General features: G+C 62.7%; 11 protein-coding genes and 2 pseudogenes. 6 read left to right on the forward strand and 7 right to left on the reverse strand.

Going from position 1 to position 14,076, the window contains the following annotated elements; translation table 11 throughout:
- Positions 1-30: 30 nt before the first annotated feature.
- Positions 31-3,126: a multidrug efflux RND transporter permease subunit gene (locus HX805_RS10755; protein ID WP_008434191.1), complete on the reverse strand. Its 3,096-nt coding sequence runs from the start codon at positions 3,124-3,126 to the stop codon at positions 31-33.
- On the reverse strand, positions 3,123-4,289 hold the full coding sequence (locus HX805_RS10760) for an efflux RND transporter periplasmic adaptor subunit (RefSeq protein ID WP_003216249.1): 1,167 nt from the start codon (positions 4,287-4,289) through the stop codon (positions 3,123-3,125). Before HX805_RS10760 ends, HX805_RS10755 begins: the two co-directional genes overlap by 4 nt.
- 214 nt (positions 4,290-4,503) lie before the next feature.
- Here HX805_RS10760 and HX805_RS10765 point away from each other — a divergent pair, with 214 nt between their 5' ends.
- The 4 genes and pseudogenes from HX805_RS10765 to HX805_RS10775 all read left to right on the forward strand — a co-directional run bounded on the left by HX805_RS10765 (position 4,504) and on the right by HX805_RS10775 (position 7,389).
- The gene (locus HX805_RS10765; RefSeq protein ID WP_177080103.1) at positions 4,504-4,746 is read left to right on the forward strand and encodes a hypothetical protein; all 243 of its coding nucleotides are present in this window, start codon (positions 4,504-4,506) and stop codon (positions 4,744-4,746) included.
- A gap of 169 nt (positions 4,747-4,915) precedes the next feature.
- Positions 4,916-5,707: a transporter substrate-binding domain-containing protein gene (locus tag HX805_RS10770; RefSeq protein WP_008434195.1), complete on the forward strand. Its 792-nt coding sequence runs from the start codon at positions 4,916-4,918 to the stop codon at positions 5,705-5,707.
- A gap of 107 nt (positions 5,708-5,814) precedes the next feature.
- Positions 5,815-6,096: pseudogene (locus tag HX805_RS32575) on the forward strand (PAS domain-containing protein); the annotation flags it as partial.
- 246 nt (positions 6,097-6,342) lie between these two features.
- Complete coding sequence (locus tag HX805_RS10775; RefSeq protein ID WP_371132889.1) at positions 6,343-7,389, forward strand: methyl-accepting chemotaxis protein; 1,047 nt, start codon at positions 6,343-6,345, stop codon at positions 7,387-7,389.
- 3 nt (positions 7,390-7,392) lie between these two features.
- Here HX805_RS10775 and HX805_RS10780 read toward each other — a convergent pair whose 3' ends face one another.
- The 5 genes and pseudogenes from HX805_RS10780 to HX805_RS10795 form a co-directional block, all read right to left on the reverse strand.
- The gene (locus tag HX805_RS10780; protein ID WP_008434199.1) at positions 7,393-8,136 is read right to left on the reverse strand and encodes a YkgJ family cysteine cluster protein; all 744 of its coding nucleotides are present in this window, start codon (positions 8,134-8,136) and stop codon (positions 7,393-7,395) included.
- Positions 8,137-8,244: 108 nt separating this feature from the next.
- A complete protein-coding gene (locus HX805_RS10785; protein ID WP_008434201.1) occupies positions 8,245-8,727 on the reverse strand; it encodes an N-acetyltransferase in 483 nt (160 codons plus the stop codon).
- Between the two features lie 3 nt (positions 8,728-8,730).
- Entirely contained in the window at positions 8,731-9,633 is a 903-nt protein-coding gene (locus HX805_RS10790) for a chemotaxis protein CheV (RefSeq protein ID WP_177116864.1), read from the reverse strand.
- Positions 9,634-9,684: 51 nt separating this feature from the next.
- Positions 9,685-9,783: pseudogene (locus tag HX805_RS32315) on the reverse strand (outer membrane lipoprotein carrier protein LolA); the annotation flags it as partial.
- 28 nt (positions 9,784-9,811) lie between these two features.
- Positions 9,812-10,786 carry a D-glycerate dehydrogenase gene (locus HX805_RS10795; protein ID WP_102369884.1) on the reverse strand — a complete coding sequence of 325 codons (975 nt, stop codon included), beginning with the start codon at positions 10,784-10,786 and terminating at the stop codon, positions 9,812-9,814.
- Positions 10,787-11,137: 351 nt separating this feature from the next.
- On the opposite strand from HX805_RS10795, the gene HX805_RS10800 reads away from it, so the two are divergent.
- Together HX805_RS10800 and HX805_RS10805 are read left to right on the forward strand one after the other, a co-directional pair.
- Complete coding sequence (locus HX805_RS10800) at positions 11,138-12,460, forward strand: OprD family porin (RefSeq protein ID WP_177036211.1); 1,323 nt, start codon at positions 11,138-11,140, stop codon at positions 12,458-12,460.
- Between the two features lie 86 nt (positions 12,461-12,546).
- Entirely contained in the window at positions 12,547-14,040 is a 1,494-nt protein-coding gene (locus tag HX805_RS10805) for a sensor domain-containing diguanylate cyclase (protein ID WP_003216231.1), read from the forward strand.
- Positions 14,041-14,076: the final 36 nt, after the last annotated feature.

The raw sequence follows: 14,076 nt of genomic DNA on the forward strand, positions 1-14,076 counted from the left end.
AGCCTTTTGTTCCAGGACGGGGCCTCAGCCTCAGTGTGTGATTGCCAGCTGGGGAGCTGGTTTGGGTCTGTGGAAAAACTTCTCGAGGTACAAGTATATGACCGGTGTGGTGAACAGCGTCAGCGCCTGGCTCACCAGCAACCCGCCCACCACCGCGATACCCAGCGGCTGGCGCATTTCCGCGCCGGGGCCGGAGCCCAGCATCAGCGGCACCGCACCCAGCAGGGCGGCCAGGGTGGTCATGATGATCGGCCGGAACCGCGTGACACACGCCTCATAAATCGCTTCCTCGGGCGGCAGGCCGCGTACGCGCTGGGCGTCCAGGGCGAAGTCGATCATCAGGATACCGTTCTTCTTCACGATCCCGATCAGCAGCACCAGGCCGATCAACGCCATGATCGAAAAGTCCTGGCCCATCAGTGACAGCATGATCAGCGCCCCCAACCCCGCCGATGGCAAGGTGGAGATGATCGTCAGCGGGTGCACGAAGCTCTCGTACAGCACACCCAGGATAATGTAGACCGCCACCAGTGCCGCGAGGATCAGCCAGGGCTGGCTGGCCAATGAACTCTGGAACGCCTGGGCCGCGCCCTGGAAGTTGCCGATGATAGTGGTCGGCATGCCGATTTCATTCTTCGCCTGGTTGAGCAGGATCACCGCATCGCCCAACGCGACGCCGGGTGCCAGGTTGAACGACAGGTTGGCCGCCGGGAACATGCCGTCATGGCTGATGGACAAGGGCCCGACGGTGGGCGGGTCGACCTTGGCCACCGCCGACAGCGGTACCATCTCGTTGGTCAGCGGCGAGCGCAGGTAGAAGTAGTTCAGGCTTTCGGCCTTGCCGCGTTGCTGGGTGTCCAGTTCCAGCACCACCTGGTACTGGTTGATCTCGGTCTGGAATTCGTTGATCTGGCGCTGGCCGAAGGCGTCGTACAGTGCCTGGTCCACATCGGTGGCGGTGAGGCCAAACCGCGCGGCGGCCTGACGGTCGATGCTGATGTGGGTGATGCTGCCGCCCAGCTGCAAGTCGTTGGACAGGTCGCGGAACGCCGGGTTGGCCCGCAGTTTTTCGGTGAGGCGCTGGGTCCAGGTATTCAGGGTCGGGCCATCATTGCTCTTGAGCACGTACTGGTACTGGGCGCGGCTGGGGCCGGAGCTTAAGTTGATGTCCTGGCCGGCCCGCAGGTACAGGACGATGCCCGGCACTTTCGCCAGTTTCGGGCGGATCCGGTCGATAAACTGGCTGGCCGACACGTCGCGATCCCCGCGATCTTTCAAGGCAATCCAGAACCGGCCGTTGGCGATGGTCTGGTTGCTGCCGGTCACGCCCACCGAATGGGAGAACGCTTCCACCGCCGGGTCATCCTTGACGATCTCGGCGATTGCCTTGTGCTTGGCGACCATGTCCGGGAACGACACGTCGGCCGCGGCTTCGCTGGTGCCGAGGACGAAGCCGGTGTCTTGTACCGGAAAGAAACCCTTGGGGATAAACACGTAGCCGACCACGGCCAGGGCCAGGGTCACCATGAAGATCGCGGCCATGGTGCGTTGATGGGCCAGGGCGCGGCGCAGATTGCGCGCATAGCCGGCCAGCAGGCGTTCGCTGAAACCGGGTTTGTCGTGGGCATGATGGGTTGGTGCGCGCATGAACAATGCGGCCAGGGTCGGCGCCAGGGTCAGCGAGACCACCACCGAAATCAGGATGGTCGAGGTGGCTGTCAAGGCAAACTCCTTGAACAACCGCCCCACGACACCGCCCATGAACAACAGCGGGATAAACGCCGCCACCAGCGAGAAGCTGATGGAGACCACGGTAAAACCGATTTCACCCGCGCCCTTGATCGCGGCTTCGCGCTTGTCGAGGCCCGCTTCCAGGTGGCGGTGAATGTTCTCCACCACCACGATCGCATCGTCCACCACAAACCCCACGGCGATCACGATCGCCACCAGGGTCAGGTTGTTCAGGCTGAAGCCCATCAGGTACATCAGGGCAAAACTGGCCACCAGCGACACGCCGAGCACGCTGGACACGATCAACGTGGCCGACAACTGGCGCAGGAACAGCGCCATCACTGCCACCACCAGCAGGATGGCGATCAGCAGGGTCACTTCCACTTCATGCAGGGACGCGCGGATGGTCTTGGTGCGGTCGGTCAACACGCTGACCTGCACCGAGGCCGGCAGCATGGCTTGCAGGCGCGGCAGTTCGGCTTGAATGCGGTCCACGGTCTCGACGATATTCGCGCCGGGCTGGCGGGAGATCACCAGGTTGACGCCTGGGGTGTCGCCGGACCAGGCCTGCACGTAGGCGTTTTCCGAGCCGTTGATGACTTTGGCGATATCCCGCAGCTGTACAGGTGCCCCGTCCTTGTAGGACACGATCAGTTGGGCGTAATCCTCGGGGTGGAACAACTGGTCGTTGGTCGAGAGGGTCGACACGCTGTTCTCGCCGTAGATCGCGCCCTTGGCCAGGTTCAGGCTCGATTGCTGGATCGCCAGGCGCACGTCCGCCAGGGTCAGGCCGATGGCCGCGAGTTTATCGGCCGACGCCTGCACCCGGATGGCCGGGCGTTGCTGGCCGGTAATGTTGATCTGGCCGACCCCGTCGATCTGGCTGATCTGCCGGGCCAGCAGGGTTTCCACGTAGTCGCTCAGCTCGGTGCTGGGCATGCTGTCGGAGCTGACGCTGAGGATCAGCACCGGGCTGTCCGCCGGGTTGACCTTCTTCCAGGTCGGCAGGCTCGGCATGTCGCTGGGCAGTTTGCCGGACGCGGTGTTGATCGCCGCCTGCACTTCCTGGGCGGCGGTGTCGATGCTCTTGGTGAGGGTGAATTGCAGGGTCAGCAGGCTGGAGCCCAAGGCGCTGCTGGAGGTCATCTGGGTCATGCCGGGGATGGCGCTGAATTGCACCTCCAGCGGCGTTGCCACGGATGAAGCCATGGTGTCCGGGCTGGCGCCGGGCAGCGTGGCGCTGACCTGGATCGTCGGAAATTCCGCTTCCGGCAGTGGGGCGATGGCCAGGCGTGGAAAGGCAATCATCCCGAGCAATACCAAAGCGAAGGTCAGCAGCAAGGTGGCGACCGGGTGGTCGACGCACCAGGCCGACGGCGAACGACTGCCACTCATGGCTGCACCTTGGCATCAACGGTCTGGATCACCTGCGGCGGCTCCTTGAGCACATCGACCTGGGCGCCCGCCTTGAGCCGGGACTGGCCGTCGCTGACCAGCACATCGCCGGCCTGCACACCCTGGAGGATGTTCATGTCGCTGTTCTGGTACAGCACCTGCACCGGCACCACCTCAACCTTGTCACCCTTGAGCCGGTACACGAAGTGCGAATCCAGGCCGCGTTGCACCACGGTAGGCGGCACCACCAGGGCATTCTTGTGCAGGGCGGTCTGGATGCGGATCGTCACCAACTGCCCCGGCCAGAGTTTCTGAGCGCCGTTGCTGAACTCGGCCTTGGCGCGGATGGTGCCGGTGGTGCCGCTGATCTGGTTGTCGATCAGGCTCAGGCGGCCCTCCCCCAGCAGGTCGCCGGTCTGGCCGTCGGTGTCGGCGCCCATGTAGGCGTTGACGTCGGCGGGCAGTTGCGCGGCGATCAGGCCTTGCAGGGTCGGAAGCATCTGTTGCGGCAGGGAGAACTCGACGGCAATCGGGTCGATCTGGGTCACGGAGAACAAGCCCTGGGTGTCGCTCATGCGCAGGAAGTTGCCTTCATCCACTGTGCGAATCCCGACGCGACCGGTAACCGGCGAGCGAATCTGGGTGTAGGAAAGCTGCACCTGGGCCGAATCAATCGCGGCCTGGTTGCCTTGGGCCGTGGCCTTGAGCTGGTTGACCAGGGCTTGTTGCTGGTCATAGGTCTGCTTGGACACGCCGTCGTCGATGCTCAGTTCCTTGTAGCGCTTGAGGTTGACCAGCGCGACTTGCAGTTGCGCCTGGCTTTCCCCGAGCTGCGCCTTGGCCTGGTCCAGGCTGGCGCGGATCGAGCGGTCATCAATGGTCGCCAGCAGGTCGCCGGCCTTCACCAGTTGACCTTCCTTGACCAGCAATTTGGTAAGGATGCCGTCGATCTGCGGGCGAATCACCACGCTGTGCAACGACAGCACCGAGCCGATGCCGCTGACAAACCGCGGGATGTCCTGCTGTTTGACGCTGATCACCCGCACCGGGATCGCCGACGATGCGGTCAGTTTGGTCTTGGCCGGGCGGGTCACCACCCAGGCAACCACGGCCAGTACCACAAGGACGCCCACGATCAAGGCAGGTTTTCGTTGAATGTGCATGGGGTGAGGCGCCAGGGCAAAGGATCGGAAGAATGAAGGCTCTTTATAGCCCGCCAACCGGGTCAGCAAAGTGACTGCTAACTGACAGCGCCGTCAGTAAAGTCCGACCATTCGTACGAGCAGTGGTTAAAGATCCGAGGCGCGCAGGTATACTGCGCGGCGGTGTGGCCTGCAAGTCGGGCCCGCGTCATTTTCAGTACTCCCCGGAGCCACCATGAATTCCCCGACACAACCCGCTGTTGAAGCGGTCAACATCGACCAACAGGCCAACCCTGACAGCGTCGAAGGCGAAACCAAGGCCGAGATCCCGGCGTTCAAGTTTCCGTTCAAGCCGGGCGAACTGGCCGGGGCGAAAAACGCCAGCCAGCCGTGGTACAAAAACGGCGCCAAGAACGGCCACACCAAGAGCCCGGGCATGGCGCCTCCCGGCACCCGTCGCTCGATGGGCAAGCGCTGACCGGTAATAAATCCTCCGTAATGGAGATTTATGCCTACAACAGTTACTGACGTTTCGCCTTGTAGGCCTGCGGCCAATTCTTGAAAGCTTGCATGACACCCGCTTGCCCCGACTCTTTCGCTCGGGGCTGGGCGTGGTAAAGCTGGTTTTCTGGAAAAGGACGTCCCCTGTGGTTCTGATACGCACCTGTGTCGTGCTGTTGTTGTCGCTGATGGCCAGCGTTTTCTCCACCACTGCGGCCAGCGGTCAACCACGGCATGAAATTCGTTTCGCCGTTGCTGCGCAATTTCCACCCTTCCAAAGCCGCAATCAACATGGCCAGCTTGCAGGGCTGAACATCGAGCTGGGCAATGCCCTGTGCATACAGCTCAATGTGCGGTGTACCTGGGTCGACCAGGTCCTTGTGGAAAACTTCCCCGCCCTTGAAGCCAGGCAATTCGACGCGATCATGGGCATGGCCCCTACACTGAAACGGCGCCAGCGGGTGAATTTCACCGATAACCTTTATCCGATCACCACGCGCCTGGTGGCCCGCAAGACATCAGGGTTGAAGCCGACCCCACGGTCACTGAAGGGCAAGCGCGTGGGCGTTCTGGTGGGCAGCAACCGCGAAGCCTTCGCCCTGTCGAAGTGGGCGCCCAAGGGGGTCATCGTCAAGGCATTCTGGCGCAATGACGAGTTGATCCGCAGCCTGCTGGCAGGCGACATCGATGCAACATTGCAAGGCACCGTGGAAATCCGTGAGGCGCTGCTCGACACCGCTGATGGTCAGGTTTTCGACTTCCTCGGCCCTCACGTCTCCACCGAACTGCTGGGTAACGGCGTGGCGATCGCACTGCGCAAGCCCGACACCGCCTTGCGCAGCGCCCTCAATCACGCCCTCGAGCAACTGAAACAGAGCGGCGAATACCAACGCATCATCGAGCCCTACCGGCTGGACGCGCCGCTCTCCAGACCGTAATGGCCAATTAATTGCGCGGAACATGAGCTGGATCAGTATTTGCCCAACCGGTGCGCTTAGAGTCGACGCCCTGCCGACTCCTCCAACAATCACGAGCGCGCTTTTCCATGAAGATCAATCTGCCGGTCACCGGTCGAAATGTGGATTTTGCCCCCGACGCCAATATCCTCTCGACCACCGACCTGACCAGCGCAATTACCTACGCCAACCAGGACTTCATCGATATCAGCGGCTACACCCGCGAGGAGCTGCTGGGCACGCCGCACAACCTGCTGCGTCACCCGGACATGCCGGCCGCGGCGTTTGCGCACATGTGGCAGGTATTGAAAAGCGGTCGCTCGTGGATGGGCATGGTGAAAAATCGCTGCAAGAACGGCGATCACTATTGGGTCAGTGCCTATGCCACGCCGGTCACCCGGGACGGCGTGACGGTGGAGTATCAATCGGTGCGCACCAAGCCCGATGCACGGCGGGTGCATCGGGCCGAACGGGCCTATGCCCGCCTGCGTGCCGGCACTCGGCGAGCACGGCCCGTGGTGGGCATGACCTTCAAGCTGTCGGCATGGGTCCTCGGGGCTTGCGCCGCAACCTGGGCATTGGGCCTTGGGCTGGCGACTTATCCGCTGACCTGGCAACTGCTGGCGGGAACGGCGGCCTGCGCCGTGGGGGTAGCGGGTGTGCATGGCTTGTTACGGCCCCTGGCACAGTTGAACCAGCGGGCACGGCTGATTGCCGATAACCCGCTGAGCCAGGCGATCTACACCGGGCGCAAGGACGAGTTCGGGCGTATCGAGTTTGCCATGCAGATGCTGGAGGCCCAGGTGGGCGCAGTGGTCGGCCGGATTGGCGATGCGTCGCAACGTCTGTCCGGCCATGCCGCGGCGCTGGTGCAACAACTGGACAGCAGCCACACCAGCAGCCTCGGCCAACAGACCCAGACGGATCAGGTCGCCGCCGCGATCAATCAAATGGCCGCCAGCGTGGCGCAAGTCGCCGAGCACGCGCTGCAGGCGTCCAGGGCCGCTGACCAGGCCGGCAGCGAAACCCGCGAGGGCCATCAACGGGTGGATGAAAGCCGCGACGCGGTGCTGCGTTTGTCCGAGGAACTGGCGCGGGCCACCGCAGTGATCCATCAACTGGAAAGCCACAGTGGCGATATTTCCGGGGTGCTGGAAGTGATCCGGGCGATTGCCGAACAGACCAACCTGCTGGCGCTGAATGCCGCCATCGAAGCGGCGCGGGCCGGGGAGCAAGGACGCGGGTTTGCTGTGGTGGCCGATGAGGTACGAGGCCTGGCCCAGCGTACGCAGGATTCGACCAATGAGATCCAGCGCATGATCAGCACCCTGCAAGGCGGCGCCCGGGATGCGGTGCAGGCGATGGCGCAAAGCAGCCAGCATGTCGAGGCCAGCGTCGATCAGGCCCAGCGCGCCGCTGCCGCACTGGATGGGATCAGCCAGCGAGTGACCCGAATTACCGCCATGAGCCAGCAGATCGCGGCGGCGGTGGAAGAACAGAGTGCGGTGAGCGAGGACATCAACCGCAACATCATCGGCATTCGCAATGCCGGGGAAGTGACGGTCAGCGCTGGCCAGCAGAGCCAGCTCAGCTCAGGGGACGTGGCGGGGCTGGCGGATGACTTGCGGCGGTTGGCGGAGGAGTTCTGGGGCAAGCGGCGCTAGCGCTTAAGCCGCCCGCAATGAAATGAAGGCGTAGTTCGCCGGCACCTCGGTGGCAATCCGGGCGCCGGCATCCAGCAGTTGCTCGGCAATGTCCATCCCGGACACATGAAACACCCACTCATTGGCCTGCACGACTTCTTGCGTCGCCAACTCGATCGCCTGGGCAAACAGGCCCATGTCGGGCAAGTACGCGGTAAACCCATCGCCCTTGAGCGCCGTGGTATGGATGCCCAGCAACCCGCACACGGCTTCCTTGGCCTGGATATCATCGCGGTCAGCCTGGCGTGAGCGGCGGATCAACTCGGCCAGCTCCTTATCCATCAACTCGCCCCCCACGATCAGCGCCGGCCCCTGCTCCCAGGATTCCGGCGGGCAGTCCTTGGCGCCCGGGTTCAACGGGATGTGCGGATTGATCTCCATCGGGTAGATGCGGCACACCAACGGCCGCCGCTCGTAAATGCGGCAACGGTCGTCTTCGTCAAGATTCCGGCAGCGCCCGGCGTTATAGGCGGCAAAGGTGATTGCCACATACGCCTCGGTATTGCCGCTGGGCACGATGGCGGAACGGCGTTGTGCGTGGTCACGTTGCAACTCGGGCAGCCCCAGGCCACTGCCCAGGAAACCTTCCACCAGCACGATGACATTACCGCCGTCAGCCGCCCAGCTGCGGGCTTCTTCGAGGGTCAAGGGCACATGGTGGTCGGTGCAGCATTTGCCGCAACCGACGCAGGAAAAATGGGTATTCATGGAGGGTCTGTCACCAGGCAAGGTCAGAAGGCACTCATGAACGGTGGCGGGTTTTTGCCTCTGTTCACCGTTCTGCCTCTGTGCAAAGCAAGTTATGCGCCAGCGCCGTCAGTCCTCGGGGACAAGGTCGCGAAGCACAAACACCATGCCCGCACGTTCATACAGCTGCCGTGCCCGCAAGTTGGACTCCAGCACCTTGAGGTCGACAAACGCTTCGCCGCGTTGCTTGAACACCTGGAAGGTGTGCAGCAATAACGCACGGCCCAACCCCATGCCCTGGGCACAGGGGTGAATGGCCAGGTTCTTGATGTAGGCGCTGGTCCAGCATTGGGACACACCCAGGATGCCGCTGGCGTTACTCGCCACCAGGCACAGTTTGGGGTCGAACTCGGCATCGGTAACGAACTGCTGGCGCCAGTGCTCAAGGGAGCCGACCCGTCCGCCGCCTTGTTCCTGGGCCAGGCTCAATACCGCATGGATCGCCGGGGCCATGGCTTCGCGGTAATGATCCAGCTGGATATCCGCCGGCCACTGCGGGGCGGGCAGGCTGCCGGTGAGGTCGCGGCGCAGCAGCTGGAAATATTCACCCACCGGTCACAGGCCCTGTTGCGCCACGGTCTGGGCGGCTACCACCAGGCACTTGGTCAGTTCCGGCGAAGAAAACTTGGTGAGTACCGCATTGGCGCCGGCCAAGCGGGCTTTTTCGCTGTTCATCGCACTGTCCAGGGAGGTGTGCAGCAGCACATAAAGGTCCTGGAAGTCCGGGGTTTCCCGCAGGGTTCGGGTAAAGGCGTAGCCGTCCATTTCGGACATTTCGATGTCCGAGACCACCACGTTGATTTGCTCGACGGTGCCTTGCAGCTCCAGCAAACGGTCAATGGCTTCCTTGGCGCTGCGGGCGGTGTGGCACGTGAGGCCGAGGTTGCGCAGGGTGTGCACCGACTGCTGCAGCGCCACCTGGCTGTCGTCCACCACCAGGATTCGGGCGTTGCCCAGCACTTCGGCTTCTTCCATGGTCAGGTCGGTGGGCGCCGCTTCGATCTGCGCCGGGGCGATGCCGTGGATGACTTTCTCGATGTCCAGCACTTGCACCAGGGCGCCTTCGACCTGGGTCACGCCGGTGATAAACGAACGCGTACCGCCGGAACCAAACGGCGGCGGGCGAATGTCGGTGGTCAGGCAGTGCACGATCTTGCTTACCGCCTGCACATGCAGGCCCTGCTTGGAACGGCTTACATCGGTGACGATCAGGCAGCCGCCGTCCGGGTCTTGCAGGGGCATTTCCCCCAGGGCGCGGCTCAGGTCGATCACCGACAACGCGGTGCCGCGCAAGGTGGCGATGCCTTTGACGTAGGGGTGCGACTCCGGCAGCTTGGTCAGCGGCGGGCAGGGAATGATTTCACTGACTTTCAGCAGGTTGATCGCCATCAGCTTGCCGCTGCGCAAGGTAAAGAGCAGAAGCGAGAGTGAATCTGCGCGGGCTTTGGTGGTGGACATAAAAACCTTCTGTGGATCAGGGATGACGATCTATAGACCGTTATCGACTTGCACGCGAAAAACTGTAGGAGCGAGCTTGCTCGCGAAAAACCTGAGGGCGCTGTGTTTATCCAGGATGCCCGCGTTATCGTTGACGCTTTTCGCGAGCAAGCTCGCTCCTACCTACAACAAGCAGTCGTCAGCCCTTCCACACCTGCGGGTTTACCAGATCCTGCGGACGCTCGCCCAGCAAGGCGCTGCGCAGGTTTTCCAGGGCGCGGTTGGCCATGGCTTCGCGGGTCTCGTTGGTGGCCGAGCCGATGTGCGGCAGGGTCACCGCATTGCTCAGTTGGAACAGCGGCGACTCGGACAGCGGCTCCTGCTCGTACACATCCAGGCCGGCACCACGGATGGTCTGGTTTTGCAGGGCCTGGATCAGCGCCGGCTCATCCACCACCGGGCCACGGGAGATGTTCACCAGGATCGCACTGGATTTCATCAGGCCCAGCTCGCGATGGCTGATCAGGTGGCGGGTTTTCTCGCTCAACGGCACCACCAGGCAGACGAAATCGGCTTCGGCCAGCAACTGGTCGAGGCTGCGAAATTGCGCGCCGAGTTCCTGTTCCAGTTCGGTCTTGCGGCTGTTACCGCTGTACAGAATCGGCATGTTGAAGCCCAGGCGACCCCGACGGGCGATGGCCGCGCCGATGTTGCCCATGCCGACGATACCCAGGGTCTTGCCGTGTACATCACAGCCAAACAACGGCGCGCCGACGCTGGCTTTCCACTGGCCGGCCTTGGTCCAGGCGTCCAGTTCGGCGACGCGGCGGGCGCTGCTCATCAGCAGGGCGAAGGCCAGGTCGGCGGTGCTTTCGGTGAGCACATCCGGGGTGTTGGTGAGCATGATCCCGCGCTCATTGAAGTACGCCAGGTCGTAGTTGTCGTAGCCCACCGACACGCTGGAAACCACTTCCAGTTTGCTCGCACCTTCCAGTTGCGCGCGGCCCAGTTTGCGGCCTACGCCGATCAGGCCGTGGGCATGGGGCAAGGCTTCGTTGAACTGGGCGTTGATGTCGCCCTGCTTGGGGTTGGGGGCGATGACATCGAAATCCTGTTGCAGGCGTTCGATCATTTCCGGGGTGACGCGGCTGAAGGCGAGGACGGTCTTTTTCATGGAAGGCGGGCTCATCGACTACGTGGGAATGGCAAGCACGCTAACATTCTTGGGTAGGGCTTGTCAGGCCGCCCCTCACACCCCACTGCCAGACTGTTGCGATTTGGGCAACAGTCATTATCTTGTTACACTCTGTATCGCACCGCTCACCTGCGCTAATTTGTCGCATCGATGAGCGCAGCGGTTAAGACCGACCCGCTCTCCCCCGATTTCCCTCGACTTATTTCCAGGGCTCTACACTGGGAATCTGTCTTAAAGCCGCTGAGTTCAGCGGCTTTTTTTTGCGCTGAAAAAAGGCCAGGAACCCCAACAACACTGGCCGGTTTCGATTGACCCAAAGGAGCTCCACCGGTGAAAACCTCGCTGACGTTCACCCCGTTATTCCTCGCGATTGCTGCAACGATCGTTCCCCTTGCCCACGCGGCAGACACCCCGGCCACCGACGGCTTCGTCGAAGGTTCCAGCTTCAAGATCAACACCCGCAACTACTACATGAACCGCGACCGTCGCGACATTCACACCGATGACAGCAAGGAATGGGGCCAGGGCTTCATCGGCATCTTCGAATCCGGCTACACCCCCGGCATCGTCGGCTTCGGCCTGGACGCCAACGCCATGCTCGGCCTCAAGCTCGACGGCGGTGGCGGCACCGATGGCTCGAGCATCCTGCCGGTAAGCTCCGGCAACGGCAAAGCGCCCGGCTCGTTCTCCACCGCCGGCGCCACCCTGAAAATGCGCGCCTTCGACACCGAACTGAAAGCCGGCGACCTGTTCCTCAACAACCCGGTGATTGCCGGCGGCATGACCCGCATGCTGCCCCAGACCTTCCGCGGCGTGAGCCTGACCAACCACAGCCTGGACGGCTGGATGTTCGAGGGCGGCCAGGCCAGCTTCACCAAGCTCTACAACCAGAGCGGCCATCGCCGCATCGGCACCAGCTACGGCGCATTGCCCAATGGCGAAGACAGCCGCCACCTCGACTGGGCCGGCGTGTCCTTCAGCGGCGTGCCGGGGCTGACCAGCAACCTGTACGCGTCCGAACTCAAGGACATCTGGAACCAGTACTACTACGACCTGGACTACACCTGGCAGTTGAACGAGCTGGTCAGCCTGAACCCGGGCCTGCACTACTACCACACCCAGGAGACCGGCAAAGCCTTGCTGGGCAACATCGACAACAACACCTACAGCCTGCATTTCACCGTGGGCGTGGGCAATCACAGCGTTACCGCCGCCTACCAGCGGGTCAACGGCAACACGCCGTTCGACTACATCAGCCAGGGCGACAGCATCTACCTGGACAACTCCCAGCAATACTCCGACTTCAACGGCCCCAACGAGCGCTCGTGGAAGCTCAAGTACGCCTATGACTTCGTCGGGCTGGGCCTGCCGGGCCTGACCTCGGCAGTGTCGTATATCAGCGGCAAGACCGACCTGACCACGGTCGATCCGGACAGCCGTGGTTACTCATCCTGGTACAGTGCCGACGGCAAGAACGCCAAGCACTGGGAACGGGACATCGACCTCAAGTACGTGGTGCAAGGCGGCAAGGCCAAGGACCTGGCCGTGCGCCTGCAATGGGCGACCAATCGCGGCGGCAATGGCTACGCGGCAGTGGACCGGGACGTGGATGAGTACCGCGTGATCGTCGACTATCCGATTGACGTTTTTTAACCTTCAGGCTTTCTTTTAGCGGCGACGACTTATTTTTCACAGCATGGAACTAAACTGCCAGCATCTTGAGTGCCGAAGCCAGTCCCATGAGTCAACGCCGCGCCTTCACCCTGCCTGCACGCCCGGAGCTTTTGCTGATTCTGGGCAGTGGCCTTACTGTCGTGCTGATCGTGGTCATCGTTGCCGTACTGCTGATCCGCGAACACGCCAGCGCCTTGCAGGCAGCCAAGCGTTCCACCAGCAATATCACCCAACTGATCAATGCCGATGTGTTGCGCAACGTCGAGCTCTACGACCTGGCGCTGAACGGCCTGATCACCGCAACCACTCGCGATGACCTGCCCCAGGTTTCCGCCGAAGTCCTGCATATGGTGCAGTTCGACCAGTCCACGGCCGCCCCTTTCAAAGGCGAAGTCCTGCTGCTGGACAAAACCGGCGCGGTCACCGCCGACTCTTCCACGCTGGCGCCCACGCCCCGCAACTTCGCCAATCGCGACTATTTCCAGATCCACCAGCAGAACCCCGATGCCGGGCTGTTCATCAGTCGGCCCTTCAAGATTCGTTGCGACTGCGATCAAGTCTGGCGCATCGCCTTCAGCCGCCGGGTGCCCGGACCCAATGGCGAGTTTGCCGGTGTGGCGGTGGCAACCATGCGCCTGGCGTATTTCGACCAGTTGTTCAATAGCCTGACCATCGGCAGCGGCAGCAGCATCAACCTGCTGAATAACGACGGCATCCTGTTGGCCCAGCAGCCGCTGCTCGAAAGAGACATGATCAACAAGGACCTGAGCGCGCGGCCCAACTTCAAGCGAATGCTGCGCGAAGGCAGCGGCAGTTTCAGCGCCATCTCCGCCATCAGTGGCGCGCAACGGCTGTACACCTTCACCAGCGTCGGCGCGCTGCCGCTGATTGTGGTGGTGGCGTTGTCGAGCGATGACGTGTTTGCCGCCTGGAAGCGCGCCGCCCTGCTGATCAGTGGCGCCACCGGCGTGCTGTGTGTGGGGCTGTTGTGGCTGACCTGGATGCTGCGCCTGGAACTGCGCCGCCGCTATCGCGCCGAGAAGGTGTTGTCGGAACTGGCGGCCACCGACGGCCTCACCGGCCTGGCCAACCGCCGCACCCTCGACCAGCGCCTGCGCCTGGAATGGGAGCGCGCGCAACGCTCAGGCGAGCCACTGGCCTTGCTGATGATTGATGTCGACCACTTCAAGGCCTTCAACGACCGCCATGGTCACCAGGGTGGCGACGAGGCCTTGCGCAACGTGGCCCGGGTCATCGGCAGCAATATTCGTCGCCCCGCCGACCTGGCCGCGCGCTACGGCGGTGAAGAGTTCGCGGTGATCCTGCCGGATACCGACGGCGAGGGCGCAAGCACCATCGCCGAACATATCCGCAGTGCGGTAGAGCACTTGCCACCGGCGGACGGCGACGCGCTGTCGGTCACCGTCAGCGTCGGGCTCAGTACCTGGGACAAACGCAGCCGTGGCTCGCTGGAAGAGCTGCTGCTGAGTGCCGATCGGGCGCTGTATGACGCCAAGCATTCCGGGCGCAACCGCATCGTTCACAGCCAGGCCACATAAGCCGTTATCAGCAACTACGCTAAGGGCATCCTCGAA

The sequence above is a fragment of the Pseudomonas sp. G5001 genome (assembly GCF_013385475.1).
In the GTDB taxonomy this organism is placed as follows: Bacteria; Pseudomonadota; Gammaproteobacteria; order Pseudomonadales; family Pseudomonadaceae; genus Aquipseudomonas.